Annotated in this window: 27 protein-coding genes and 1 tRNA gene; 12 read left to right on the forward strand and 16 right to left on the reverse strand. The window is 59.0% G+C overall.

Annotated features, from left to right (window positions below):
• Nucleotides 1–6 precede the first annotated feature (6 nt).
• From J2Y90_RS14605 to J2Y90_RS14615, 3 genes are all read right to left on the reverse strand, one after another.
• Entirely contained in the window at nt 7–978 is a 972-nt protein-coding gene (locus tag J2Y90_RS14605; RefSeq protein ID WP_042608479.1) for a magnesium and cobalt transport protein CorA, read from the reverse strand.
• Between the two features lie 134 nt (nt 979–1,112).
• The gene (locus J2Y90_RS14610; RefSeq protein WP_253500601.1) at nt 1,113–1,835 is read right to left on the reverse strand and encodes a 1-acylglycerol-3-phosphate O-acyltransferase; all 723 of its coding nucleotides are present in this window, start codon (nt 1,833–1,835) and stop codon (nt 1,113–1,115) included.
• Between the two features lie 220 nt (nt 1,836–2,055).
• On the reverse strand, nt 2,056–2,745 hold the full coding sequence (locus J2Y90_RS14615; protein ID WP_076566844.1) for a crotonase/enoyl-CoA hydratase family protein: 690 nt from the start codon (nt 2,743–2,745) through the stop codon (nt 2,056–2,058).
• A 64-nt stretch (nt 2,746–2,809) separates the two neighbouring features.
• Here J2Y90_RS14615 and J2Y90_RS14620 point away from each other — a divergent pair, with 64 nt between their 5' ends.
• The 3 genes from J2Y90_RS14620 (at nt 2,810) to J2Y90_RS14630 (ending at nt 3,602) form a co-directional block, all read left to right on the forward strand.
• Nucleotides 2,810–3,046: a hypothetical protein gene (locus J2Y90_RS14620; RefSeq protein WP_253500602.1), complete on the forward strand. Its 237-nt coding sequence runs from the start codon at nt 2,810–2,812 to the stop codon at nt 3,044–3,046.
• Nucleotides 3,042–3,131, forward strand: a tRNA-Ser gene (locus J2Y90_RS14625). The genes J2Y90_RS14620 and J2Y90_RS14625 overlap by 5 nt, the downstream gene beginning before the upstream one ends.
• 150 nt (nt 3,132–3,281) lie before the next feature.
• Nucleotides 3,282–3,602, forward strand: a complete 321-nt coding sequence (locus tag J2Y90_RS14630; protein ID WP_016773801.1) for a YbjQ family protein — start codon at nt 3,282–3,284, stop codon at nt 3,600–3,602.
• 62 nt (nt 3,603–3,664) lie between these two features.
• On the opposite strand, the gene J2Y90_RS14635 is transcribed toward J2Y90_RS14630, so the two are convergent.
• Complete coding sequence (locus J2Y90_RS14635; RefSeq protein WP_253500603.1) at nt 3,665–4,114, reverse strand: hypothetical protein; 450 nt, start codon at nt 4,112–4,114, stop codon at nt 3,665–3,667.
• 43 nt (nt 4,115–4,157) lie between these two features.
• Here J2Y90_RS14635 and J2Y90_RS14640 point away from each other — a divergent pair, with 43 nt between their 5' ends.
• From J2Y90_RS14640 to J2Y90_RS14655, 4 genes are all read left to right on the forward strand, one after another.
• The gene (locus J2Y90_RS14640) at nt 4,158–4,346 is read left to right on the forward strand and encodes a hypothetical protein (protein ID WP_253500604.1); all 189 of its coding nucleotides are present in this window, start codon (nt 4,158–4,160) and stop codon (nt 4,344–4,346) included.
• Nucleotides 4,347–4,646: 300 nt separating this feature from the next.
• Complete coding sequence (locus J2Y90_RS14645) at nt 4,647–5,018, forward strand: bacteriocin (protein ID WP_123418714.1); 372 nt, start codon at nt 4,647–4,649, stop codon at nt 5,016–5,018.
• Nucleotides 5,019–5,153: 135 nt separating this feature from the next.
• The gene (locus tag J2Y90_RS14650; RefSeq protein ID WP_042608469.1) at nt 5,154–5,573 is read left to right on the forward strand and encodes a YMGG-like glycine zipper-containing protein; all 420 of its coding nucleotides are present in this window, start codon (nt 5,154–5,156) and stop codon (nt 5,571–5,573) included.
• A 117-nt stretch (nt 5,574–5,690) separates the two neighbouring features.
• Nucleotides 5,691–5,858, forward strand: a complete 168-nt coding sequence (locus J2Y90_RS14655) for a hypothetical protein (RefSeq protein WP_253500605.1) — start codon at nt 5,691–5,693, stop codon at nt 5,856–5,858.
• 68 nt (nt 5,859–5,926) lie between these two features.
• Here J2Y90_RS14655 and J2Y90_RS14660 read toward each other — a convergent pair whose 3' ends face one another.
• From J2Y90_RS14660 to J2Y90_RS14670, 4 genes are read right to left on the reverse strand one after another with little or no spacing between them, the layout of a single operon-like run.
• Nucleotides 5,927–6,301, reverse strand: a complete 375-nt coding sequence (locus J2Y90_RS14660; protein WP_253500606.1) for a hypothetical protein — start codon at nt 6,299–6,301, stop codon at nt 5,927–5,929.
• A 21-nt stretch (nt 6,302–6,322) separates the two neighbouring features.
• Nucleotides 6,323–6,721 carry a DUF6896 domain-containing protein gene (locus J2Y90_RS14665; RefSeq protein WP_253500607.1) on the reverse strand — a complete coding sequence of 133 codons (399 nt, stop codon included), beginning with the start codon at nt 6,719–6,721 and terminating at the stop codon, nt 6,323–6,325.
• A 54-nt stretch (nt 6,722–6,775) separates the two neighbouring features.
• Nucleotides 6,776–7,171: an Imm50 family immunity protein gene (locus J2Y90_RS26630; RefSeq protein WP_367399437.1), complete on the reverse strand. Its 396-nt coding sequence runs from the start codon at nt 7,169–7,171 to the stop codon at nt 6,776–6,778.
• On the reverse strand, nt 7,168–11,961 hold the full coding sequence (locus J2Y90_RS14670) for an RHS repeat-associated core domain-containing protein (RefSeq protein ID WP_253500608.1): 4,794 nt from the start codon (nt 11,959–11,961) through the stop codon (nt 7,168–7,170). The genes J2Y90_RS26630 and J2Y90_RS14670 overlap by 4 nt, the downstream gene beginning before the upstream one ends.
• Nucleotides 11,962–12,201: 240 nt before the next feature.
• On the opposite strand from J2Y90_RS14670, the gene J2Y90_RS14675 reads away from it, so the two are divergent.
• Complete coding sequence (locus J2Y90_RS14675; RefSeq protein WP_253500609.1) at nt 12,202–12,897, forward strand: HAD-IA family hydrolase; 696 nt, start codon at nt 12,202–12,204, stop codon at nt 12,895–12,897.
• Nucleotides 12,898–12,958: 61 nt separating this feature from the next.
• On the opposite strand, the gene J2Y90_RS14680 is transcribed toward J2Y90_RS14675, so the two are convergent.
• On the reverse strand, nt 12,959–13,705 hold the full coding sequence (locus tag J2Y90_RS14680) for a 3-oxoacyl-ACP reductase family protein (protein ID WP_056784118.1): 747 nt from the start codon (nt 13,703–13,705) through the stop codon (nt 12,959–12,961).
• A gap of 125 nt (nt 13,706–13,830) precedes the next feature.
• Between J2Y90_RS14680 and J2Y90_RS14685 the strand changes: the two genes are divergently transcribed.
• Nucleotides 13,831–14,754, forward strand: coding sequence for a LysR family transcriptional regulator (locus J2Y90_RS14685; protein WP_253500610.1), 924 nt, complete (start codon nt 13,831–13,833; stop codon nt 14,752–14,754).
• A 106-nt stretch (nt 14,755–14,860) separates the two neighbouring features.
• On the opposite strand, the gene J2Y90_RS14690 is transcribed toward J2Y90_RS14685, so the two are convergent.
• From J2Y90_RS14690 to J2Y90_RS14700, 3 genes are all read right to left on the reverse strand, one after another.
• Nucleotides 14,861–15,589, reverse strand: a complete 729-nt coding sequence (locus J2Y90_RS14690) for an aspartate/glutamate racemase family protein (protein WP_253500611.1) — start codon at nt 15,587–15,589, stop codon at nt 14,861–14,863.
• A gap of 54 nt (nt 15,590–15,643) precedes the next feature.
• A complete protein-coding gene (locus J2Y90_RS14695) occupies nt 15,644–17,182 on the reverse strand; it encodes an NCS1 family nucleobase:cation symporter-1 (protein WP_253500612.1) in 1,539 nt (512 codons plus the stop codon).
• 575 nt (nt 17,183–17,757) lie between these two features.
• A complete protein-coding gene (locus J2Y90_RS14700) occupies nt 17,758–18,498 on the reverse strand; it encodes a phosphoadenylyl-sulfate reductase (RefSeq protein WP_253500613.1) in 741 nt (246 codons plus the stop codon).
• Between the two features lie 164 nt (nt 18,499–18,662).
• Between J2Y90_RS14700 and thrH the strand changes: the two genes are divergently transcribed.
• A complete protein-coding gene (thrH, locus tag J2Y90_RS14705; protein WP_253500614.1) occupies nt 18,663–19,280 on the forward strand; it encodes a bifunctional phosphoserine phosphatase/homoserine phosphotransferase ThrH in 618 nt (205 codons plus the stop codon).
• 54 nt (nt 19,281–19,334) lie between these two features.
• Here thrH and pabB read toward each other — a convergent pair whose 3' ends face one another.
• The 4 genes from pabB to J2Y90_RS14725 form a co-directional block, all read right to left on the reverse strand.
• On the reverse strand, nt 19,335–20,678 hold the full coding sequence (pabB, locus tag J2Y90_RS14710; protein ID WP_253500615.1) for an aminodeoxychorismate synthase component I: 1,344 nt from the start codon (nt 20,676–20,678) through the stop codon (nt 19,335–19,337).
• A 233-nt stretch (nt 20,679–20,911) separates the two neighbouring features.
• On the reverse strand, nt 20,912–21,898 hold the full coding sequence (locus J2Y90_RS14715; protein ID WP_056784132.1) for an alpha-L-glutamate ligase-like protein: 987 nt from the start codon (nt 21,896–21,898) through the stop codon (nt 20,912–20,914).
• Nucleotides 21,898–23,433, reverse strand: coding sequence for an inactive transglutaminase family protein (locus tag J2Y90_RS14720; protein ID WP_116659146.1), 1,536 nt, complete (start codon nt 23,431–23,433; stop codon nt 21,898–21,900). Before J2Y90_RS14720 ends, J2Y90_RS14715 begins: the two co-directional genes overlap by 1 nt.
• Nucleotides 23,434–23,438: 5 nt before the next feature.
• Nucleotides 23,439–23,975 carry an ATP-dependent zinc protease family protein gene (locus J2Y90_RS14725; RefSeq protein ID WP_039762988.1) on the reverse strand — a complete coding sequence of 179 codons (537 nt, stop codon included), beginning with the start codon at nt 23,973–23,975 and terminating at the stop codon, nt 23,439–23,441.
• A gap of 404 nt (nt 23,976–24,379) precedes the next feature.
• Here J2Y90_RS14725 and J2Y90_RS14730 point away from each other — a divergent pair, with 404 nt between their 5' ends.
• Together J2Y90_RS14730 and prpB are read left to right on the forward strand one after the other, a co-directional pair.
• A complete protein-coding gene (locus tag J2Y90_RS14730; protein WP_253505169.1) occupies nt 24,380–25,102 on the forward strand; it encodes a GntR family transcriptional regulator in 723 nt (240 codons plus the stop codon).
• Entirely contained in the window at nt 25,099–25,989 is an 891-nt protein-coding gene (gene prpB / locus J2Y90_RS14735; protein ID WP_042608455.1) for a methylisocitrate lyase, read from the forward strand. Before J2Y90_RS14730 ends, prpB begins: the two co-directional genes overlap by 4 nt.
• Nucleotides 25,990–26,037: the final 48 nt, after the last annotated feature.

The following is a 26,037-nucleotide window of genomic DNA, read 5'->3' on the forward strand; positions in this document are numbered from 1 at the left end:
TCCCGGCTACAACCACCCCGACCGCTTGAAACTCGCCCACAAACTCACACACCCCACCGCAATAAACCCCAGCACCGCAAAATAACCGTAATGCCAAGTCAATTCCGGCATGTTCTGGAAGTTCATCCCGTAAATCCCGGCCACGGCCGTAGGGAAGGCCAGAATCGCTGCCCACGCTGCGAACTTGCGCTGCACCACGCTCTGCCGCGAGGCCTCGAGCAACACACCAATCTCGATGGTCTGGCTGGCAATATCCGCCAGCGTGCTGAGGTCTTCCATCTGCCGCGTTACGTGAATTTGCACATCGCGAAAGTACGGGCGCATGTTCTTGTCGATGAACGGGAAACTGAGTTTTTGCAGCTCTTCGCCGATTTCCACCATCGGTGCCGCGTATCGACGCAAGCGCACCACGTCACGGCGCAAACCGTGGAGCTTCTGAATGTCGCGCTCGTTGAGGGCGCTGCACAGCACGTTGCGCTCCAGCTCATCGATCTCGGCGTGGATCGCTTCGCCTACCGGCTGATAGTTCTCGATGACGAAATCGAGCAGCGCATACAGGACGAAATCCTCGCCATGCTCCAGCAACAATGGACGCGCCTCACAGCGTTGTCGCACCTGGGCGTAGGACGCCGAGTGGCCGTTGCGCGCGGTAATGATGTAGCCCTTGCCGGCGAAGATATGCGTCTCGATGAATTGCAAAACGCCGTGTTCGCGAACGGGCGAGTAAGTGACGATAAACAGAGCGTCACCAAAGGTTTCCAGTTTCGGCCGGCTATGTTTTTCCAGCGCATCTTCGATGGCCAGCTCATGCAGATTGAACTGGCGTTGCAGGTTGGATAATTCCTGTGCGTCCGGTTCTTCCAGACCGATCCAGACGAAGTGGCCCGGCTTGGCCGCCCAGGCCGCGCCTTCATCAAGCGTGATATTGGTAACTTTCTTGCCTTCGCTGTACACCGCAGCAGCAACAACTCGACCCATGGTGGTGATTCACTTCTTCTTGGCAGATGGCAGGGGAACATGGCTTCAGCTTAGCCGTGTCGCTGCTTGAGAGTCAGTGAAACTTCTACAGTTCACCCGGCAAAAGAAAACCCGCACAGGGCGGGTTTGTTTTTTCACGCGGCTTGCAGTTGCCGATCCATCGACTCGATGCATTCACGCATCTGCTCGCGGCATCGCTCGATGAGCAGCGGCATGTCATCCATGCTCAATCCGACTGTAGGAATAGCCGGCAAGGAGCGTATGAGAACGTCGCCGCTGCGCCAGCGATTCAGGCGCATGTGCTTGACGTAGCTACTCACGCACACCGGAACGATTGGCACGCCGGCGGCAATTGCCATCTGGAAGGCGCCTTTCTTGAAGGGCAACAAATCTTCACCGAGGTTGCGGGTGCCTTCCGGAAATACCCAGATCGAGGTGTCTTCGTTTTGCAGAGTGTGAGTGGTCGTCAGCATCGACTGCCGCGCCTTGTGCGCATTGCCACGGTCGATCAATACATTGCCGGCCAGCCAGAACAACTGGCCAAACAGCGGTACCCATTTCAGGCTTTTCTTGCCGATACATACGGTGCGGCGCGGGACGACGTTGCCGAACACGAACAGATCGTAGTTGGACTGGTGGTTGGCGATGATCACGCAACTGTCAGGCTTGTTGATCAGGCCGTTGACCTCGGACTTCACCTGCAAACGTAAAATACACATCGCCGGCAGGGCGTAGAGGCGGGCGCAGAGTCGGCTGTTGTCCGGGTTGAACGGGCGGCACAAGCCAAGGATCACGCCCAGCACGCCGGCCAGAATAAAGTGCAGGCCCATCAACAACATACGAAACACGAACAGCATTTTTGCAGGCCCACCGGGACAAAAGGTGGCGCAGTGTACGGATGTGCACTGTTTTCGGCAATTGCCCCTGTAGAGTCAGGAGATGGCCGATGTTTAAGCGCATGTTTCAGCGGTGCCTGTCAGGCGCGTCCTAGAGCTTTTAGCGAATTTTCAACGCTGAACGTAAGAAAAAGCCCGACACGAGTGTCGGGCTATCTGTCACCGGCAGATTCTGGACGAATCAGCCCAGATGCTGCTGATCCTGCAGGATCGCATCGTCGAGGGTTTCCAGCAGTTGCTTGCGCACTTTGAGCTTGGTGTTCTTGTGCGCGAGCATATTGATCTTCTTCAACTGACGCGCGGCAGCCAGGGCGGCGCCCTGCAATTCTTCCGCAGTCACGACTTTGTCGAGGAAGCCAGCATCAACGGCACTTTGCGGATCGAACATCTCGCCATTGATTACCGAGCGATGGAAAGCCGAACGCCGCAAGCGATCGCGTGCCAGCTCAATGCCGGCGTGGTGCATGGTCATGCCGATCTGCACTTCGTTCAGACCGATGCTGAACGGGCCATCGACACCAATGCGGTAATCGGCGGACAACAGCAGGAAAGCGCCCTTGGCCACGGCGTGTCCCGGACAGGCAACGATCACCGGAAACGGGTGAGAGAGCAGGCGACGGGCGAGCGTCGAACCTGCTGTCACCAACGCAACGGCCTCTTTCGGACCGGCCGTCATCACCTTCAGGTCATAACCGCCCGAGAGAATCCCCGGCTGCCCGGTAATGATCACCACGGCGCGATCCGCCACCGCCTGATCCAGCGCCGCGTTAAACGCCGCAATCACATCCGGAGAAATCGCGTTGACCTTGCCATTGTTCAGGGTCAGGGTCGCGATACCGTCTTCGAGGTGGTAGGCAATCAACTCGCTCATGACGCTATTCCTTATTAGAAAGATGGGCAGACGTTACTCACCGCCGCAGGCCAGGTAAAGCGCCGTGACTGACCTGCCGGTCACCGTTTTGCGCTTCAGCCAGCGCCGTGCGCCTCTTGCCTTCTATAAAGGAAGCGCGCGGCCCACCCGAGATTGGCGGGTTTGCCATCGCCCGCTCTGGCTGAACGCAGCGGCCTCTCTTAAGCGCATGAAAATTCTGAAAAAAAGTTTGCCATCGGAAAAGCTTTCGACTACATTAGCGCGCCTCGACAGACAGAACATGTCTGCAGAGATACGGTGAAGTGTCCGAGTGGCTTAAGGAGCACGCCTGGAAAGTGTGTATACAGGAAACTGTATCGAGAGTTCGAATCTCTCCTTCACCGCCAAATTTGATTACACAAAACCCTTGATTTCGAAAGAAGTCAGGGGTTTTGTGGTTTTTGGCGACGGGTTTTCGGTGATTGTCCGATGGGATGGGCACCACCGCAGATCGGGCATTACAATCCATCGTTCATTTTTCGGGTAGGACAATTGCCATGATCATTTCCACCACCCATTCCGTCGAGGGGCGGCAGATCACGGCCTATCTGGACATTGTCAGCGCCGAATCTGTGCAAGGGGTCAACGTGATCCGCGACATGTTCGCCGGCATGCGCGACTTCTTTGGCGGGCGGTCGCAGACGTTGGAGCGGGCTCTCAAAGAAGCACGCATTCAGGCAACCGACGAGTTGAAGGATCGAGCGCGGGCACTGCAGGCTGACGCCGTGGTCGGCGTGGATTTTGAGATCAGCATGCCGGCAGGCAAGGGCGGTATGGTTGTGGTGTTTGTCACCGGAACGGCGGTGAAGCTCCGTTGATCATTGCGTTGAAGACAAAGCCCACTCGCACGAGGAATGGGCTTTTTTCGCGTCAATCAGCCTTAAGGCTTGAGCAACACAGCGCCTCTTGAGTCATAGGTCAGCGGTGCATCGATGGCAACGAGGGGCGGTGTCCCGTCAGGCTGCGCCGATGGTGCGGGCTCGCTGGGATGGTAGACGACGCCCGGCTGCAGAAGGGGCTTATCCGGGTATTTGATGGTGATTTCACCCGAGGCGATCTTTTCCTTGAGTTTTTCCGCGCCGGCCTTGCCGGCAGCGATCTGCTCGTCCGTGAGTTTTACGACTGGCATGTTGGGGAATCCATTGATTTGCATGATCTCTCCTTGAGATTCATTTTTAGGAATAAGGGCAGCGGCCGTTCGATGGAAATCTTTAGCGAATGATCGCTTGCGACGCTTTTTCCATTCGTCGGTGATCAGCCTTTCTGAACGGCAAGTCCAGTAGTGACCAGCTAGTATCAACAGCGCTGAGGGACGATATTTTTCAGGCAAAACTGTTTTGCCGGTGTCGGCCCGGTTGCGTAGGGGAGAGTCTATGTCAGGTCCATTTATCGAAGATGATGGCGCAGAGTTTTCATTCAACAACTGTGTGCGCTGCGGTCAGTCGGAGTATCAGTCGGGGTTTGGCGAGGATCCGGTCACCATCGGCAAAATCAAATCCACAGCCCCCAAAGGGCCGAAAGCGAAATTCCTGCCCAAGGTCACGGCAAGGACCAGAAAGTGATTTCATCACGCACCCCGTCACTGAACGGGGTTTTTTATGCGCGTAAGAATGAGGGGGCGGGCGTTGACATTAATGTCGGTTTTTTTTCACAAACTTTTCACGTTGGCCAACGTAGTGTGAAGCCATCCGTTAGAAAGCAAGTCTCCAGCCCGTCTCCCCAGCGGGCTTTTTTTTGTCCGGCATAAAACCTTTTCCCTGATCGCGGTCCAATCGACGCTGTTGCCTGCGTCTGGACTTTCCTGCGCCAAGCGCATTAAATCCCGCTCCTTCTCGTCATCCCGTTTATTTGAGGTTTTCGTCATGCGTTTAACACTGCCTGCTCTGGTTCTTGGCCTTCTGGTTGCTCAAGGTGCGATGGCTGCCGGTGATGGCACCGCGGCGCTTGGCGGTGGCCTGGGTGGCGCGCTGGGTAACGTGGTCGGGCAGAAAATGGGCGGCAGCACCGGCGCCGTAATTGGCGCTGGCGTCGCGGGCGCAGCGGGCAGCGCAGTCGCCGCACGCAAGGGCAGCCGTACCAAAGCGGCGATCGGCGGCGGTGTCGGTGCAGCCGGGGGTTCGGTGATCGGCAACAGCTTAGGCGGCCGCAACGGCGCCACCATCGGCGCGGGTCTGGGCGGTGCGGCAGGCGGCGCAGTCGGCAGCAACCTGGGCAAAGGTCACAAGCGCCACTGAAACTGATCGCGTGTCACAAGAAGCCTGACTCGATGTCGGGCTTTTTCATGGCTGAACGTTTCGCCGCAAATCATCTCCAATCTGCATACGCCCCGCTTGGGCGGACTGTCCCGATTCGGGAACTGCGAGGTTCATATGCGATTGTCATTATCTGCACTGTTTTTTGGCTTGGTCGTGGCGCAGGGCGCGATGGCCGCCGGAGACGGCACCGCTGCGGTAGGTGGCGGTCTTGGCGGTGCGCTGGGTAATGTGGTTGGCGGACAACTCGGCGGCAGCACGGGCGCGGCGGTTGGTGCCGGTGTAGGCGGCGCGGCCGGCAGCGCCGTCGGCGCGAACAAACGCAACCGCACCGAAGCCGCAATTGGTGGCGGTCTTGGCGCAGCCGGTGGTTCGGTCGTCGGCAACAGCCTCGGCGGCTCCACCGGCTCCGCCATCGGCGCGGGCCTGGGCGGCGCAGCAGGCGGCGCGGTAGGTAACAATCTTGGTGGCGACGACGATGGACATCATTCCGGCGGCCACAAGCACAAGAACAAACACAAAAATAAACATCGCTGATTGATCAACGGAACCCGGCTTGGTGCCGGGTTTTTCGTGTCTGGCGGTCAGAAAGAGGAACGATTGGCGGCAGTGCTTTTCGAACGTCATACATCCCACACGCTCAAGAGGTGCGCCATGACCCCTGAAACCGAAGGCAAAGAAGAAAAGGGCCCTAATGGGCTGCCGTTTATCAATGACCCGGGGAATGAAGATCCGGGGTCGCTGATGGATGAAGCGACGGTGCCGTTGAATGATGCGGATGAGGCGGATATGGAGTATGAGGAGGATGGGGATGAGCAGTGAGAGGATGTTGAGAATGTGAATTATCGCTTAAGGGCCTGACTCAGCAGGCCCTACAGAGGCTCAGTTCCTCAAAACGAAACGTCGATTCTTTCTGCTTTAATTTTCACAAACTGCCCGTTGAGATGCGGAAAATCGAAGTGAATGTCTTGATCCGCAAATTCGACGAATGACTTGAAGGTACCGCCTTCTAAGCGCCCATGAATCTCACATGAGAAACCATCGTCAAGCATCTCGACACGTGTTTCGCTGCTTTCACATTTTGAGATGTCTATTTCGTCTGGCAGCACCATTTCAAACTCGGCTGAGTAGGTCTCACCTATTTCAATGACTGACGGGCAGTAGCCTGCGAAGCATCTCACAGTCACACCGTTGACGCTGAGCAGGACCATTTCCTCAATGAATGCGTCGACCTCGACAATATACGCGGGATATTTCTTAGTCATCTGCGAGCCATGCTCTCGTTTTCAGAGGTTTTCCGGGGGGGCGATTAATTCATAGAGGTCATCGGAGGGCGATATTTTTTTGATTCTGCCTGAGTCTATATAAGACTTGAACTCGCTCTCAAGAAAATTGATGTCAGTGTATTTTTTGTACTCTTCAGGCCTGTCGGCGGCGTACATATAAAGACGCCACACGTCAAAGCCGTCGATACTGTTGTTTGGTCCGTAATCGAAATCTACTAACTCTGTGGGGAAATGGATAGCACAGCTTACGCCATGCAACTCATACACCACGCCATCAATAATTTCTCCGCAACGCTCTATTTGGCCACTTCGCCAGAGCCTAAGAATGTTTCGTGTACCAAATTTTTTCTGCAGCAGCGTTGTTCCTTCTTCGACTTTACTGAGGAAGCCTTTGATCAAGTCCTCAAGAGAAAAAAATGTCACCTGCAAAATAGCGTTTGATGATTGAATGGTCTAGAAAGGTGTTTCTGTTAAGTACACACTTGGCTCTCTCAATCTTAATGATGATGTAGTGAATTTTAACTCTGACGACATGGATGTGGCGGAAACAGAGTACCGATCCCCAATGAGTTGGATGGATAGGTTTAATGTTTCTTGCGTTGGAATGTTTGATGTTGTCAAGCCTCGAACTTCACTGCACGTTATTCCGATCCGGCAAGCATTGTATCCTATGAGATCCCATTTCTTTGGAGGAGTGTCTGGTGTCTCCCTGATGTCAAAAGCCAAGGTCAGTGTTGAAAGGTTATTGTCTATGTTCAGGGCGAATAGCTTAATCTCTGAGATAGGTATATGTCTGCTGAATACCATATTGAAAAATTTGCTGCCCTCTATTTCGTTCCAGTTTTTCATCGTGATCTCCTGAAAGGGTAATGATCGCTTGTGTTTTTTACCTTGCCATTCCGCCTGTCATCCGCAGGTCGCACATTTATGTGAGGGCCTTGATCTCCCCGGTTATTTATATCCCCGTATTTATGCCCCGCGGAATGATCTTGGAGGATCAATATAAAGCCATCCTCTCTGGTGTATTTATATTCTCTAGTTATGATTGGTATTCCGCGACTGTCCAAGATGTTATTGCCTTTCCTATCTGTCATGTTGGCATAAGTGAATTGCTTCTGCTTGCCGCTGACCTCATCGACTTGAATGTCGGGCTGCTGCCCTTTTGGTATTCCCGAGTCAAGTTTTGCCTTTCTGAACGCGCCTCGCCGAGAAACCAGCGGGGGCTCGACTTCATTAGGTTTTGGACAGTCGGTCGTTTTTCGGCCTTTTGGCGGGCAATTGGACGTCAACCCCAACGGATCCACCCACCCCGTCGGGTTCGGCACGTACTGGTACTGATTCAACCCACCCGCGAGCTTCACCGGGTCCGGCGTCAGATACCGCCCAAGCCTCGGGTCGTAATACCGATGGCGGTTGTAATGCAGGCCGCTTTCAACATCGAAGTACTGCCCCTGAAAACGCAGCGGCTGGTCGAGGTAGTCTTCGCCGGCGAGGGTGACGGCGGCGACTTTGCCGTAGGCGTCGTATTGCGCGGACCAGACGATTTCGCCGCTGTAGTCGGTGAGTTCCTGCGGGGTGCCGAGGTGGTCGAGTTGGTAGTAGAACGGGCAGGCTTTTTTCGGGCCTTTGCCGTCGAGCATTGCCAGTGGGCGGAAGGTGCCGGGTTCGTAGAGGAAGCTGCGGTATTGCGTGGCGCTGCTTTCGGCGACAAGGTGTTCGCCTTGCCAGAAGAATTCGGTGACGGCGTCGCCGACGGTTTTGCGGATGCGCCGGCCGAAGGCGTCGTACTGGTAACTGGCGGTCTGGCCGTCGGGGCGGGTCAGGCCGATGAGGCGGTGCTGGCAGTCGTAGCGGTATTCGGTGACCAGGGTCTGGCCGTGGCCGCGGCGTTCGCGGATCAGGTTGCCGAAGGCGTCGTAGTCGTAATGACGGTCGCCCTGCATCAGCAGGCGATTGCCCTTGATCTGCGCGGGGCCGGGACGGTCCTGCATCAGCAGGTTGCCGGCCGGGTCGTGGGCGAAGGATTCGGGCAGTTCGTCGCGTGAGTGGCGGACGCGGATCAGCCGATCGAGGGCGTCGTAGCCGTAGGTGCGCTGGCCGTGGCGACTGTCGGCGATGTGCTCGAGATTGCCGTTGGCGCTGTAGGCATAATCGCGGCGGTACAGCGAGGCGTGGCGGTGGCCTACGGCGTGGGCGAGCAAGCGACCCTGATCGTCGTAGGCATATTCGCTGAGCAACAGACCTTGCTGGCGTTGCTGTTCGCGACCTGACTGATACACATGCCGGGTCAGCGGCGTGCCGTTGAGGTCGATGGCTGAAAGCGCACCGCCCTTGGCGTAGTGATAATCGAGCTTGCTGTTGTCTGGCAGGCGCAGGCGTTTGAGCTGACCGCAAGCATCGTAGGCATAACGCAGGGTGCCCCAGCCCTGATGCTCGGTGATCAAGCGGTCCTGACGGTCATACTCGAAGGCCAGCGGATGATTTTGCCCGTCATCGACGGCAACCAAGCGGCCGAGGCGGTCGTAGTCATAACGCACCTTGATCCCGTCGGGCAGGATTTTGACGAGCAGACGCCCGGCCTTGTCGCGCTGGTAGTGGGTGACCAGACTGGGGCCGAAATCACCAAACTCGGTTTTTTCCAGCAGATGGCCATTGAGGTCGTAAACGTACGCAGTGCGACGTCCATCAAACCCGGTTTCCTGTCGGATCAATCCGGTCGGCGTGTAATCCAGTCGGTACTTTTCTCCGGACTCGTTTTCAATCTCGGTGAGCAGCAACCGCGCATGGTCATAGCGGTACTGCACGCGGGTGCCGTCGGGGTTGATCCGCCGCGAGACCAGGTGCAGGTCGTCGTCATATTCATAGCGGGTGATACGCCCCAGTTCATCGCGTTCGGCGGTGATCTGGCCGTAGGCGCCGTAGCTGTAGGCGCGCGTGCTTCCCGTAGGAGAAGTCGTCAGGATCAGTCGGCCGGCCGCGTCCCACTGCTGACGGCTGACGACACCAAATTCGTCCTGGGTGGTAATCCGCCGGCCCAGCGCATCGTAGGAAAAGCGCCGCACGCCACCGTCGGGCAGAGTTTCTTCGATGAGCTGACCGAGTTCGTTCCACACCCAGCGATGGCGGCTGCTGTCCGGGTAACGCAACGACAGCAACTGACCGCGCAGGTTGTAGTAGTAATGGGTGACCTGACCGTCAGGATCAACCGCTTCGGTGACGGCGCCTTCGGCGTTGCGCCGATAGATCCACACCGCATCACCGCGGCAGCGCTTGTGGAGAAAACCGTTGCGGTACTCGTAGGACGTTGGCGCCTCGTCCGGCGGAATCAGCGCGATCAGCCGTCCGACCTCGTCGTAGCGGTATTCGGTGACCGCGCCCAGAGCATCCTGCTCGGCGATCAAGCGGCCCTGCTCGTCATAGGCCTTGAGCTGCTCACCGCCATCGGCCGCGACCTGACGCACCAGCCGCGCGCGCTCGTCGTGGACGTAGACTTCTTCGGTGCCGTCGACGTAATGCACGGTCACGCTGGCGTCGTCATCGTTCCAGACGTAGCGGGTGTTCATCTGCGAGAACGAGGCCCAATGGCGCACGCAACGCGCCGCCTTGCCCTCGCGTTGCCACTCCCAGAAAAAGCTCGCGCCGCCGGTGAGCTGGCGCTGGAGAATGACGTGGTGGTCGTCGTAGTCGTAGCGCTCGCTGTCGCCCGCCGCGTTGGTCGCGGTCAGCAGGCGTTGGCGGGCATCGAAGCGGTAGGTGGCGAGGTTTTGCTCGGTGGTCCACTCACCCTGCACGAAGACCTGATAATCAACCGCCACCAGTTGCGCCCGGTCATAACGCAACAGCAGCGAGCGGCCGGCGCCGTTGTCCAGACGCTGAATGCGGTCGGAGCGATCACGGTGTAGGGTCAGACGATTGCCGTAGACATCGCTGATCGCCGTCAGCCGGCCGGCGCGAAAGTGATAGAACCGTGCGCTGTCGCCGGCCATGGCGAGGATCAGTTCTTCCGGTTCATCACCGAGAAAAATCGCCGCCCGCGACAGGCTGTTGTGAATCGCCGGACGCGCGACATTGGGCAAGGGAAAACGGGTGCGGCGGTTCTCGTGGTCGATCCAGATCACGCTGTCGCCGTCGAAAGCCAGGCGATGGGCGAGGGTATGGCTCCAGCCGAAACCCAGGCCGATGTCGATCTCGACGGCGCTGCTGCGGTACAAACGAGTGAACTCGAAGGGCAGCACACCGTCGAGCACCGCGTCGGTCAGGGTCAGGAGTTCTTCGCCGGTGACCATCGACACCGGACAGCCGTTGGTGCAGGTGTTGGGCACGCAATCGGCAGCATCGCCGTTGGGGTTTTTCGCCTGGTCGGGGACATCGTCGTGGGGCTCATGGCGCTCAAGGCGCGCCATGCCTTGGGATTTTTCCCGCGCGAGGGTTGCCGGATTCGGCACGTTGAGCACCACCGCGTCGGCCTGGCGAATGTTCAGCGGAATCGACGGCGTCGGCTTCAGCTGAACATTCCGGGCGTGAATCATCAGCGGCTTTAGCGTGCTCGCGTGCTGCTTGAGTTCCGGCGTCGAAGTCAGCTCAGCAAGACGCAAGGCTGAAGCGACCAGCCATTCCCGCGCCCGTGGCGACTTGATCCTGGCCAAGACCTTGCTGCTCAGACGCAGCGATACGCCGGCACCGCCCGCCACGCGCATCAACAGGAAACTGATCAGCAACTCGGTACGGACTTCGGCTACCACTTCGGCGAGGTATTGCGGCGGCAGCATCTTCAGCCAACTGGTGAACGCCGCCAGATGAATGAACAGCAACGGCTCGTCGCTGAGCATCAGCAAGGCGTTGGCAATCGCTTCATTTGAAGCGGCAAGCAGCGCCTCAAGTTCGACTTCGCTCAGGTATTCCAGGAGCTTTGCGCTGTGCTCCTGCAGATCAGCGAGGAGGGCGAACAGCTGTTGGATGTCATCCCAGACGCCATTCAAAGCTTTTTCCAGACCGCGCCAATCGGCCCGTTGCAACTGCCCGTAACGATCAAGAAAACCGCCGCTGGAAAACTCCGTCCACTGCGGCTGGAAGCCCTTCCATTCAACGCGCAGCCAGTTTTCCAGACCGGCGATGACACCTTCATAAGAGGCATACAGCGCGCGCACGTGGGCAGTGGAAGCATCGGGAAACAAGGTGACGCGATAGCGCTGGCCGCGCATGCAATCGGTCACCTCAAGGATCCCGCTCGGGCCGATGGTGTAGCGCAGTGGCTCGCCGTAGGTCTGCACGCCGTCGACTTCGCTGAGCAGCGGTTCGAGGGTTACCGGGGTGTCGCCGATCGGCACGAAGCGCGCCGCTTCAAACATGTGCACCAAGGTCAACGGGCCGCTGGCCGAACACATGACTACCGATGAGCTGACAGGTGCGCGCGAGGTGATCGGCGCGCTCAGTTGTACGTCGTTACCAACCTTGAACACCTGTTCGATGCCCAGCGCCGTCCCGCTCCAGAACTGCTCGGCCCAGGTCTCGTAGGTGTTCAGACACAGGCGGAACTCATCGATCAGCGCTTCGAAATCTGGCTGCTGGGGATTCAGGGCGGCCACCACCAGCAATCCGATGCTGTTGTTCAGGGCCAGGAGCCGATCGGGTTGAAACATTCGCAGTCGCTCGCGCATAGGAAGAAACGGGAGCGCGGACTTTGCGGGGGATCAAAAAGGAAAGAAGTCGGGGAAGTAGGCAGTATCTGTAGGAGGTTTCGCTAAATGCGCAGAGCGCGTCGACGGGATTGCCCGTTGCCCAATGTCCATCGGCCTCGCTATGCTGCTGAACCCATTAATCAGATCCGCGTTGCGGCACGTTGCCTGTCGCCCGGGATGTCTTTGTTAACGGATCCGATGATGAATGCACCGCTGAAGACGTTCGGCCCGATCAAGGCCGTGATTTTCGATATGGACGGTTTGCTGCTCGACACCGAGGGCATTTACACCGAGGTCACCTCGCTGATTGCCGGGCGCTACGGGAAAACCTTTGACTGGAGCGTCAAGCAGAACATCATTGGTCGCGGTGCCAATGACCTGGCCAATTACGTGGTGCAGGCGCTGGAGCTACCGATCACCCCACAAGAGTTTCTTGAGATTCGCGAGCCGCTGATGCGCGAGCGTTTCCCCAGGGCGCAGGCGATGCCGGGGGCCGAGGCGCTGGTGCGTCACCTCAAGGCGCATAACATTCCGATTGCGGTCGGCACCAGTTCGTCGCGCCAGTCGTTCGGCCAGAAAACCACCTTGCACCGTGACTGGTTCGCGCTGTTCGATTTCATTGTCACGGCGGACGATCCGGAAGTCGGCGCGGCCAAACCGGCGCCGGACATCTTCCTCACCGCCGCCCGGCGGCTGGGCGTTGCGCCCAAGGATTGTCTGGTGTTTGAGGATTCGCCGTTCGGCGTCACTGCGGCGAAAGCAGCAGGCATGACCGCGATTGCCATCCCTGACGCCGCGATGGCCGATGAGAAGTATGCCCACGCCGACGGCATTCTTCGCTCGCTGAAAGACTTCAGGCCAAGCGCTTTTGGTCTGCCGACGCTGGAACTGGCCTGATCGCCCAGATAAAAACGCCGCCCTTCCTATAAAGAAGGGCGGCGTTTTTTTTGCCGGTCTGTCAGGCGCCGAAACCACCGTCGATGGTCAGGCTGGCACCGGTGATGTAGCCGGCTTCCGGCCCGGCGAGGTAGGCGACGAAGCTGGCGATTTCATCGGCAGTGCCGTAACGACCCACCGCCATCAACGGGATCAGGCTATCGGCAAATTCGCCATGGGCCGGGTTCATGTCGGTGTCGACCGGGCCAGGCTGTACGTTATTGATGGTGATGCCCCGTGGGCCGAGGTCGCGGGCCAGACCTTTGGTCAGGCCGACCAGGGCCGATTTGCTCATCGCGTAGACGCCGCCACCGCCGAAGGGCATGCGGTCGGCGTTGGTGCTGCCGATGTTGATGATCCGTGAGCCTTCGCCCATGTGCTTCGCCGCTTCCTGCGAAGCGATAAACACGCTGCGCACGTTGATGGCCAAGGTCTGATCGAAGTCTTCCAGTTTGAAATCTTCCAGCGGCGCGATGGCCAGCACGCCGGCGTTGTTGACCAGGATGTCCAGCCGGCCAAACGCTTCGACGGTGGCGCTGACGGCGTGGCGAATCGCGCTGGCATCGGCGCTGTCGGCCTTGATCGCCAAGGCCTTGCCGCCGTTGCCTGTGATGCTGTTCTGCAGTTCTTCGGCTTTTGCGGCGGAGCTGACGTAAGTGAAAGCCACGGCGGCGCCTTCGGCGGCCAGACGTTTGACAATGGCCGCGCCGATGCCGCGCGAACCGCCTTGAATCAGAGCGACTTTGCCGCTGAGGTGTTGAGTGGTCATGTTCGATCTCCAAGTGTTCAAGGCGGAATGCCTTGGTGTTGGTGCCGAGTATCGGCGTGGCATCGACAACCGTGTAGACCATGATTGCTATAGTCTGTGTAAACCAGAAGTTTATAGTGGCGATCATGGAAACGTTCAGCAGTATCGAATGCTTTGTGCGCAGCGCCGAGGTCGGCAGCTTTGCCGAAGCCGCGCGGCGCTTGAGCCTGACCCCGGCGGCGGTAGGCAAAAGTGTGGCGAAACTGGAAGCGCGGCTTGGCGTGCGGCTGTTCCAGCGTAGTACACGCAGCCTGACGTTGACCGAAGCGGGGCAGCTGTTTTTGAGTGAGGTCAGCGCCAGCCTGACCACCATCCAGAATGCCGTGGCCAATCTGGCCAGCGCTGGAGGGCAGCCGGCCGGGACGCTGAAAGTCAGCATGGGCACGGTGTTCGGGCGTCTGTATATCGTGCCGCTGCTCGGCGAATTCTTGCGGCGTTATCCGGCGATCAACCCGGACTGGCATTTCGATAACCGTCAGGTCGACCTCATTGCGCAGGGCTTCGACGCGGCGATTGGCGGCGGCTTTGAACTGCCACAAGGCGTGGTTGCGCGCAGACTGACGCCGGCGCATCGGGTGCTGGTGGCGTCGCAGGATTATCTGCAGAACCATGCGCCGATTAGCCATCCCGAAGATCTCAACCTGCACGACGGTATTCTGATTCGCTCACCGCAGACCGGGCGTGTGCGTTCCTGGCAACTCAGCCATCGCGATCAACAACACAGTCCGCTGACGTTGCGGGCGCGGATGACCATGAGTGATTCCGAGGCGGCGTGTGCGACGGCGATGCAAGGTTTGGGGATCGCACTGGTGAGCATGCCGTTTGCGGTCCCGTACCTTCAGGCGGGGACATTGCAGCGGGTGCTGCCGGACTGGTTTGTCGATGACGGCAACATTTCGATCTATTACGCCGAGCACAAATTGTTGCCGGGCAAGACCCGGGCGTTTGTGGATTTTGTGATTGAGCAGTTTGCTGAGCAGGGATTGGCGCGGCGGTTTAGTGCTGTCTGAGCCAGGCATCAAACCGAGTTGCGGCTATCGCGAGCAGGCTCACTCCTTCAATTGGAATGCGTTCCTCTGTAGGAGTGAGCCTGCTCGCGATGAACGATAACGCGGTCTATCGAGCAAACCGCTGCCCCCAACCAATAATGCTCTTCGGCCGTGGCGTCGCATACGTTCGTACCTTGGACGTAGACAACTTCAAGCGCACCAGCGATTCGGCAATCGTCACCGCCGCCGTAACCCCATCCACCACCGGCACGCCGGTGCGTCGGCGAATCTGCTCGTCCAGTCCGGCCATGCCGCCGCAGCCCAGGCAAATCACCTCGGCCTTGTCTTGGGTAACCGCCAATTCCGCCTGCTGCACGATCGCTTCCAGTGCGCGCTGCGGCTCATGTTCCAGCTCGAGAACCGCCAGACCACTGGCGCGCACCGAGGCACAGCGATCCCACAGGCCGGACAATTTCAGCCGATCCTCGATTAGCGGCACGGTGCGATCCAGCGTGGTCACCACCGAGTAGGCATGGCCAAGGAACATCGCGGTGCTGGCCGCCGCGTCGGTGATGTCCACCACCGGCACGTTGAGTAATTCCTGCAGGCCTTCGCGGCCATGCTCGCCGTAGCCGGCCTGGATCACCGCATCGAACGGGTGGTCGTAGGCCATCACCCGGTCCATCACGGCGATGGCGGCCAGGTAGCTTTCGAAATTGCCTTCGATCGATTCGGCGCCGAAGTACGGCGTCAGGCCGACGATTTCGGTACCGGGTGAGGCGACGGCCTGCGCCGAGCGGGCGATGGCGTCGGTGATGGATTCGGTGGTGTTGACGTTGACCACGAGAATACGCATGGAAAATCCTTATTGCGGGCAGTGGTGCGGCCCGAAAACCGGGCCGCGAAGGGATCAGTGGCTGACGTTATCCACAGCGATGCATTCGCCGCTGACTTCGGCGTAGTGCGGCTGGCGTTTGGCGATGATCAGGTAAAGCATGCCGGCGATGCCGGCACCGATCAGCCAGGAGAACGGCGAAACGCTGTGGAAACCTGGCACCAGCGCCAGGACGATGGCGATCAGCGCTGCAGGAATAAACGCCGCCACCGCGCGGAAATTGATGCCGCGGCTGTAGTAATAAGCGCCATCGGGGTCTTCACTGTAGAGCTGCGGCACGTTGATCCGGCCTTTGCGAATCAGCCAGTAGTCGACCATGATCACCCCGTACAACGGACCGAGCAGGGCACCGAGGCCCGACAGGAAGTAAACGATCACCAGCGGGCTGTTGTAGAGGTTCCACGGCAGGATCAACACGGCGATGGTCGCGCTGATCAGCCCGGCGCGGCGGAAGGTGAGGTACTTCGGCGCGAGGTTGCTGAGGACGAACGCCGGGGCGACGAAGTTGGCCATGATGTTCACCGCGACGGTGACGATCAGAAAAGCCAGGCAGCCGAGCACCAGAAAGAATGTGTTGGGGATCGAGGCGATGATTTCGGTCGGGCTTTCGATGATTCGCCCGTTGATCTGGAACTGGGCGCCACACAGCAGCACGGTAATCGCCGCGAAGACCAGAATGTTCACCGGCAAGCCCCAGAAATTTCCCACTTTGATGGTCTTGCGGCACGGCGAAGAGCGGGCGAAGTCGCAGAAATTAAGGATGAGCGTGCCGTAGATCGCCAGCCACAACGCGCCGCCAGCAAAAATGTTGCGCCACATCTCAGCACCGGTCAGCGGCTCGCGGATCGACCAGGCAATGGTTGCATTGGCCTGGAAGTACATCCACGCGGCGAGGGCGGCGACCGTCAGCAGAATCACCGGCCCGGCAAACGCCTCGTAACGGCGCACCATCTCCATGCCGTAGGCGAGGATCGCCAGTTGCACCAGCCAGATCGCCACAAAGCACACCCAGCCCAGGCTCGACAGGCCGAGAATCGAGTTGTGATCGTATTCGGCGAAGCCGGGATGCACGGCGGTGAGCAAGACGCGGAATACCACCGAGGCAAGATAAGTCTGAATACCGAACCAGGCGATGGCGATAACTGCCCTGATTAATGCAGGAATTTGCGCACCATGGATGCCGAAACTGATCCGGCTGATCACCGGAAACGGCACCCCGGTTTTCTGCCCCATGTAGCCGGACAGGTTCATGAAGAAGTACACCAGCGCCGCGCCGATCCCCAGCGACAGAAGAATCTGCCAGCCGCCCAGGCCCAACGCATACAGGCCGATGGCGAACGAGTAGTTGGCGATGTTGTGCACGTCATTCGTCCACAGGGCGAAGATGCTGTACTGACCCCAGCGCCGGCCCTCGGCTTTGGTCGGCGCCAGATCGCTGTTGTGCAAACGCGGGCTGAGGTGCAGAGGCTCGCTCAGTCCGTCGTGGGGCAACGGTTGATCAAGCGTGGAGGAGGGCAGATTCAGCGCAATGTTATTCGAAAGACTTGTACGCATTCCGGCAGGCTCCTGACGTTCACCGCCGCGATGACTGTGCATGAGCGCTCAGGCTCGACAAATCTTCGGCGCGGCGGTGAAACCATCACTAATTACGGGGCATCTGCAGCCTGTACGGGATAGGGCGCTTCAGGCTTGCGGATCGAAAGTGTGCATGTTTTGCAGTTTTGTATACAAAACATGTATGCGATAAAGCCAGATTTGTGCCAGATGCAGATCTAGCGGCACCGCGGCTCATTCCGAATAGTTATCGATGGATCATAAGTCGCTGAAAAAACGGCGATATAAATTGATCGACTGGACAGGTATTTTTTCCGGGGAGGGATTTTGCAGAAAGGCAGGCAGATGGAACTCTGCTGAGGAATGTAACTTTTCAGGGCGTTAAAAACTGAAAGTGCACACATAAATGGCACCGATGGTGACATTTCTGTGTACACATTTTTTCGAATCGCATCAGATAACTGTAGGAGTGAGCCTGCTCGCGATAGCGGTGTGTCAGCCAATAAATTCTTCGACTGATATACCGCTATCGCGAGCAGGCTCACTCCTACAAGGGGACGTCATTCAGCAGGGGATCAAGCCTTGCTCTTGCTGATGATATTCCCCGCATGCAACCCGCATTCTTTCTGCGTGGCTTCTTCCCACCACCAGCGGCCTTCGCGCTCGTGCTGGTTCGGCAGTACCGGACGGGTGCAGGGTTCGCAGCCGATGCTGATGAAGCCGCGCTCATGCAGGCTGTTGTAGGGCAGTTCGAGCATGCGGATGTAGCCCCAGATCTCTTCGCTGGTCATCTGCGCCAGGGGGTTGAACTTGTATAGAGTGCGTTCCGGCGTAGAGAAAGCTGTGTCGATTTCCAGCACTGCCACAGCGCTGCGAGTGCCCGGGCTCTGATCGCGGCGCTGGCCGGTGGCCCAGGCTTTGACGTCGGACAGCTTGCGGCGCAGCGGTTCGATCTTGCGGATGCCGCAGCACTCGCCATGGCCGTCCTTATAAAAACTGAACAGGCCTTTTTCCTTCACGAACGGTTCGAGTTTCGTGTAGTCCGGCGAGACGATTTCGATGTCGATCCGGTAGTGCTCGCGCACTTGCTCGATGAAGCGGTAGGTCTCCGGGTGCAGGCGGCCGGTGTCGAGGCTGAACACTTTGACGTTCTTGTTCAGCTTCCACGCCATGTCCACCAACACCACGTCCTCGGCGCCGCTGAAAGATATCCACAAGTCATCGCCGAATTCGGCGAAGGCGAGCTTGAGGATGTCCTGGGCGGATTTGTTGGCATAGGTCGTGGCGAGTTCCACGACGTCGAACGTTGGGCTCATCAGGGCGGCTTCCTACAGGTCAGTGGCGCTCGGGCGCTCTATAGGGGGCCGATGGTAACAAAAAGCTGCCGCGCCCGGGGCGTCCTCTGCGTTGCGCGCCTCATGTTCAAAGGCTAGAGTTCGGCCTCGCTCGACCCAATAATCACTACAAACGGGAGTGTCCTGTGGAAATTGCTTGCCTGGATCTTGAAGGGGTACTGGTACCGGAAATCTGGATCGCCTTCGCCGAACAAACCGGAATCGACGCCCTCAAGGCCACCACCCGGGACATTCCCGATTACGACGTATTGATGAAGCAGCGTCTGCGCATCCTCGATGAACACGGCCTCAAGCTCTCGGACATTCAGGAAGTGATCGCCACGCTGAAACCGCTGGACGGCGCGGTGGAGTTCGTCAACTGGCTGCGCGAGCGCTTTCAGGTGGTGATTCTCTCGGACACTTTTTATGAATTCTCGCAGCCGCTGATGCGCCAGCTGGGCTTCCCGACTCTGCTTTGCCATCGGTTGATCACTGACGAAAGCGGGCGGGTGACCAGCTATCAGTTGCGTCAGAAAGATCCCAAGCGTCAGTCGGTGCTGGCGTTCAAGAGCCTGTATTACCGGGTGATCGCGGCGGGCGATTCGTACAACGACACGACGATGCTCGGTGAGGCAGATGCAGGGATTCTGTTTCATGCGCCGGACAACGTGATTCGCGAGTTTCCGCAGTTCCCGGCGGTGCATACGTTTGAAGAGCTGAAGCAGGAATTTCTCAAGGCCTCTAATAGAGAGTTAAGTTTGTAGTCGTCTGGAAGGACGTCTTCGCGAGCAGGCTCGCTCCCACACGATGATCATTCCTCAGAGGTTTTGCAGGGTTTCCAAGAGGATTCTGACTTTGGTCATCGATTCCTGATACTCCGCCTGCCAGTCGGAATCGGCGACGATCCCGCCGCCGCCCCAACAGCATACCTGGCCATCCTTGACCAACAGACTGCGAATGGCGATGGAGCTGTCCATCTCACCGCGCACGTCCAGGTACAGCAACGATCCGCAATACAAACCGCGCCGGGTCGGCTCCAGCTCGTCGATGATCTGCATCGCCCGAATCTTCGGTGCGCCGGTGATCGACCCGCCGGGGAAGCTGCCGGCGATCAGATCCAGCGCATCACGCTCTGCCGCCAATTCACCGGTCACGCTGCTGACCAGATGATGCACATTCGGATAGCTCTCCAGACTGAACAGCTCCGGCACGCGCACCGAGCCGATGCGGCAGGTGCGCCCGAGATCGTTGCGCAGCAGGTCGACGATCATCAGGTTTTCCGCGCGATCCTTGGGGCTGGCCAACAGTTCGGTGGCGTTGGCGGCGTCTTCGGCTGGGGTCAGGCCGCGGGGGCGGGTGCCTTTGATCGGACGGGTTTCGACCTGGCGCTGGCTGACTCTGACGAAGCGTTCCGGCGACAGGCTAAGCACCGCGCCACCGTCGGGCAGGCTCTGGAAACCGGAGAACGGTGTCGGGCAGGCTAGGCGCAATGCGCAATAAGCCAGCCATGGGTCGCCCTGACATTCAGCGCGGAAGCGTTGCGCGAAGTTGACCTGATAGCAATCGCCGGCCTGGATGTAATTCTGAATGCGCTCGAAGGCCTGGCGGTAATCGTCAGCCGAGAGATCAGCGGCCATCGGCGCATTCAGTTTGAAGGGCGCCAGCGCGTCAACTTGAGGCTGAGTGAACAGCGCGACCAGTCGCTGCCGTTCACTGTCAGCAAGCGATGGATGAAAGACCAATTGGCTGGTTTGCGCCTGGTGATCGCTAATCAATGCCCAGTCATAAAGACCAAAACGCGCATCGGGCAGTTGCAGGTCATCCAGCGCCTGACTCGGCAGGTTCTCCAGATGCCGGCCGAAGTCGTAGCTCAGGTAACCGATCAGTCCGCCGGCGAACGGCAATTCGTACCCGGCAGGCAATTGTGCTTCGCCCAAGCGGCTGAGGTTGTCGCGCATGCGCTGGAGGAAATGCGCACCGCTTTCGTCCGGCAGTACCGCCAGTTGTTCCAGCGGCCAGGCGCTGAGCAGGTCATAACGGCCGCGTTCGGCGCTCGGCCGGCCGCTGTCGAGCAGCACGGCGCCGGGAGCGTGGCGGATGGCCGCGAAATAGTCGGCGGGATTGGCGCGGTAGGGCAGCGGGTGTACGGAACAGGTCAACATGGGCGGGGCAGATCGGCCGTTGAGGCGGGGTGGGGATTGTAGTCCTCTGCGGGAATTGCTCCTAGAGGGGATGTCGGCGATTGGCAGATGGGCGGCAGAGTTGAAGCTCGGGTTCTTTGATCGTTCCCACGCTCCGCGTGGTAACGCCGCCATGGACGCTCTGCGTCCACTGTGACGCGGAGCGTCACGGGCTGCATTCCCACGCAGAGCGTGGGAACGATCAATGTGGAGGATCAGCCCTCAACGGCTGGAATATGCCCAAACATTTCCTGAGTAAACGCCACCCGTTCTTCAACGGACTCCGTCACGCCACGCGCCTTCAACTCTTCCAGGCGCGCTTCAACCGCGTGGGTACGCAAGGTCAGCCCGCAATCGTTGGCGATCTGAATATTCAGCCCTGGCCGCGCATTCAGTTCAAGAATCAGCGGACCTTTCTCCTGATCGAGCACCATGTCCACACCGATATAACCCAGCCCGCACAGCTCGTAGCAACCGGCGGCGAGTTTCATGAAACCGTCCCAGTAGGGCAGTTGCACGCCGTCCACCGCGTTGGTGGTGTCGGGGTGTTTGGTGATGATGTTGTTCAGCCAGGTGCCACGCAGCGTAAGGCCGGTGGCCAGATCCACACCAACGCCAATGGCGCCCTGGTGCAGGTTGGCCTTGCCGCCGGACTGGCGGGTCGGCAAACGAAGCATCGCCATCACCGGGTAACCCATCAGCACGATGATGCGGATGTCCGGCACGCCTTCGTAGCTGATGCTTTTGAAGATCTGGTCCGGGGTCACGCGGTATTCGATCAGCGCGCGGTCGCGGTGGCCGCCCAGCGAGTACAGGCCGGTGAGGATGCTCGAGATGTGATGTTCGAGCTCTTCGTGGGCGAGGATCTTGCCCGACACGGTGCGATAACGGCCCTCGAAGCGGTCGGCGATGACGATGATGCCGTCGCCGCCGGCGCCCTGGGCCGGTTTGATCACGAAGTCGCTGCGCCCGCCGATGATCTCGTCGAGCTTGTCGATTTCCTTCTCGGTGGAGATCACTCCGTACAGCTCCGGCACATGGATGCCGGCGGCAATGGCGCGTTCCTTGGTGAGGATCTTGTCATCGACGATCGGGTACAGGCTGCGCTTGTTGTACTTGAGCACGTAGTCCGCGTTTCGGCGGTTGATGCCCATGATGCCGCGCGCCTCGAGGGCCTTCCAGGTCTTCCAGAAACCGAACATCAGGCGTCAGCCTTCTTCAGGAAGGCCTTGAAACGCACCAGTTCGGTCAGGCGGTAGCCGCGATAGCGACCCATCGCCAGCATGAAGCCGACCAGAATCAGCAGGATCGCCGGGAAGGTGAAGACGAAGTACACCAGCTCCGGCACGGTCATGATCAGGTGCGCCAGGGAGGCGGCGAACAGCGTACCGATGGCGACTTTCAGCGCGTGGTTGGCGCCGCGTTCTTCCCAGGTGATCGACAGACGCTCGATGGTCATGGTCAGAATCACCATCGGGAACAGCGCCACCGACAAGCCACGCTCAAGCCCCAACTTGTGGCTGAACAGACTGATCGCCGCTATCAGCACCACGACAAACGTCAGTACCACTGACAGGCGCGGCAGCATTTGCAGTTTCAGATGCTCAAGATAAGAGCGCAATGACAGGCCCAGCGCGGTAATCACCGTGAACAGCAGAATGCCGAAGCCCAGTTGCGTTTCGCGGAAGGCCAGGGCGATCAGCACCGGGGTGAACGTGCCCAGGGTCTGCAGGCCGATCAGGTTGCGCAGGATCAGGATCACCAGCACGCCGATCGGGATCATCACCATGATCATGAAGGTCTGCTGGGTCTGCAGCGGCAGGCCGTACAGCGAGTAATCGAGGAAGTTGGCGTCAGTGTTTTCGTCGGTCAGCTTGGCCAGACGAATCGCGTTCATCTCGCTGTTGTTCAGGCTGAAGGTCACGTTGGCTTTCTTGCCGCCGTCGACGGTGATCAGGTTTTCGTCGCCGGTCCACCACAGCAGGCGGTCGGTTGGCAGGCCTTGCTCACCGGTCTCCGGATTGAAGTACAGCCAGTCGTTACCGTTGAAGCTGCGCAGCCACAGCTCGGGTGTCTGTGGCTGATCGGCAACGAGGCGGATGGTGTGGACTTTTTCTACCGGAACGTGGGCAATCGACAGCAGCAATTCAACAATTTTGGCTTTGTGCGAGGTCGACGGATCGCCGGCCAGCAGCAACTTCACATTGTCGTCGTTGACGTTGTTGACGCGCTTGATCGCCTCGCCAATAAAGGTTTCGACGTCGGCCGAATGTTGGCGGATCGGCGCGAGCAGGGCTTCGGCGGCGATCTTTTCCGGGCCTTCGATGACCATGCTGTCACGGAAGGTCGGGCCTTTGACCTTGGATTTTTCCGCGGTGTACCGCTTGGTCAGCACCAGACGGTAATACAAGGTCTGGTTGCCCTTGGCGCGACGGGCCGACCAGGTCACCTTGCGGTTGCCGTCGACGCGGTTGACCGCGACGCCGTAGTTATTGGAGATGAAGCTTTCGTTGAGACTGACGTAGTCGCGGCTCAACGGCGGCACGAACATCTGGATCTTCACCGGATCCTTGGTGCTGGCGACGAATTCGACCTTGGCGTCGATGTTCCACAGGTCGTCGGTGGCGTCTTCGGTCACCGGGATGCCGAGCACGAAAATCTGATAGGCCGTAACCGAAACGCCCAGCAGCACCAGCACGGCGATCAGGATTTTCAGGTGGAAGGTTAGAGAACGCATGGAAATTACTCGGCGGTATGAGCGGCGATGGTGCAGGCAGGTTTGCCGGCAGCGTATTTAAGACTGGGGTCGACCAGCGCGTCGAAGCGTTTCAGCGCCTCGGAGCCGATCAAAAGCGGGTATTGGAACGCACTTCGGTCGGTGAGGTTCACTTCGATGCTGCGTAATGCCGAACCCATGCAGATATCCAGCTCGATCACCGGACGGGCGGTGTACTGCTTGCCTTCTTCCGGGTCGTAGTCGCCGGCGCGGCGCTTGATCTTGCTGACCCGCGCGAGCGGCCGTTCGATCGGGTGCGAATGCGCGGCGTCGATCGCCAGGTAGAAACGTACCCAGGATTCACCGTTGCGTTTGAAGCGTTTGATGTCGCGGGCGCTCAGCGAGGCGGTTTTCGCCCCGGTATCGAGTTTGGCCGCAACTTCGAGATTGATGCCGTCAAGCGAAGCGTATTCGTTGAGGCCGTACACGGTTTTTTCCCCCGCGGCGGCGAGGCCGGGCAGGCAAAACAGAGCAAAAAAGGTGGGGAAAGGCTTGAGTCTCATAAATCCTGGTGCGCAGCGTTCCGTTATCGGTTCAGGTGCCCGCACAACCGTGCGCAAGCCCCTGCGTGTGCCTGGCAGCTTTTTATGGCAAGCCGTACAAAGACCCGCAAATGCGGGCGGCATTCTAGCACGGTGGTTTTATGGCGCCAGCGCTCGCGCCGACCCATAAGCTGCAAGGGATGCCACCCTTGTGGGAGCGAGCCCGCTCGCGAAAGCGCTGGTGTCATTCAATGCAGAAACCGACTGATATGCCGCCTTCGCGAGCAGGCTCGCTCCCCCAGTAATAAATGATCGATTGGCTGAGGTTATTAGACGATTGTCGACAATACCTATTTATCCTTTGACTGATGCGGCCTTATTAGCTAGTTTTTGCCGCATTGGATTTGAAGGTGTCGACAATCATGCTGGATCAGCTCGATCCCCCGGTCATCAGCGGCGAAGATTCCGAGACGCTGTCGGAAAACGTCTTCCGACGCATTCAGGCCGCCATCGTAAAGGGCGAGATCGCTCCGGGCAGCAAGATTTCCGAGCCGGAGCTGGCGCGCACCTATGGCATCAGCCGGGGGCCGTTGCGTGAGGCGATCCACCGTCTGGAAGGCCAGCGCCTGCTGGTGCGTGTGCCGCACGTGGGGGCGCGGGTGGTCTCACTCAGCCATGCCGAATTGATCGAACTCTACGAAATCCGCGAATCCCTCGAAGGCATGGCCTGCCGCCTCGCTGCCGAGCGCATGAGCGTCGCGGAAATCGACGAGTTGCGCCGGGTGCTGGAAACCCACGAGCGCGATGCGGCGTTTCAGGCCGGCGTCGGTTACTACCAGCAGGAAGGCGATTTCGACTTTCATTACCGGATCATCCAGGGTAGCGGCAATCGCACGCTGACGCAGATGCTCTGCGGCGAGCTGTATCAACTGGTGCGCATGTACCGCATCCAGTTTTCCACCACGCCGAACCGCCCGCACCAGGCCTTCGCCGAACACCACCGCATTCTCGATGCCATCGCCGACCGTGACGGCGAGCTCGCGGAATTGTTGATGCGCCGCCACATCGGTGCCTCGAAACGCAACATCGCCCGTCACTACGAGGACGGCGCCCACAACCAGACAGCCACTGAACGAGGTGACTCATGAGTTCCAACCTGAACACGCCGGGCCAGCGCTTCCGCGATGCGGTCGCCAGCGAGCATCCTTTGCAAGTGGTCGGCGCGATCAACGCCAACCACGCGCTGCTGGCCAAACGCGCCGGTTTCAAGGCGATCTACCTCTCCGGTGGCGGTGTGGCCGCGGGATCTCTTGGCGTGCCGGACCTGGGCATTACCGGGCTGGATGATGTGCTGACCGACGTGCGCCGCATCACCGATGTCTGCGACCTGCCGCTGCTGGTAGACGTGGATACCGGTTTCGGTTCGTCGGCGTTCAACGTCGCGCGCACGGTCAAGTCAATGATCAAGTTCGGCGCGGCGGCGATTCACATCGAGGATCAGGTCGGCGCCAAGCGCTGCGGCCATCGCCCTAATAAAGAAATCGTCAGCCAGCAGGAAATGGTCGACCGCATCAAAGCCGCCGTCGATGCACGCACCGACGACAGCTTCGTGATCATGGCGCGAACCGATGCGCTGGCGGTGGAAGGTCTGGAATCGGCACTTGATCGGGCAGCGGCGTGCATCGAGGCCGGCGCTGACATGATTTTCCCTGAGGCGATTACCGAGCTGGACATGTACAAGCTGTTCGCCAACCGCGTGAAAGCGCCGATCCTCGCCAACATCACCGAGTTCGGTGCGACCCCGCTGTACACCACCGAGCAACTGGCCGGCGCTGACGTCTCGCTGGTGCTTTACCCGCTGTCGGCGTTCCGCGCGATGAACAAGGCAGCGGAAAACGTCTACACGGCGATCCGCCGCGATGGCACGCAACAGAATGTCATCGACACCATGCAGACTCGCATGGAGCTCTACGATCGTATCGATTACCACACGTTCGAGCAGAAGCTCGATGCATTGTTTGCCGCGAAAAAATGATTGAAAGATCAAAAGATCGCAGCCTCGTTTCACTCGACAGCTCCTACA

It is taken from the genome of Pseudomonas koreensis, assembly GCF_024169245.1.
GTDB lineage: Bacteria > Pseudomonadota > Gammaproteobacteria > Pseudomonadales > Pseudomonadaceae > Aquipseudomonas > Aquipseudomonas koreensis_F.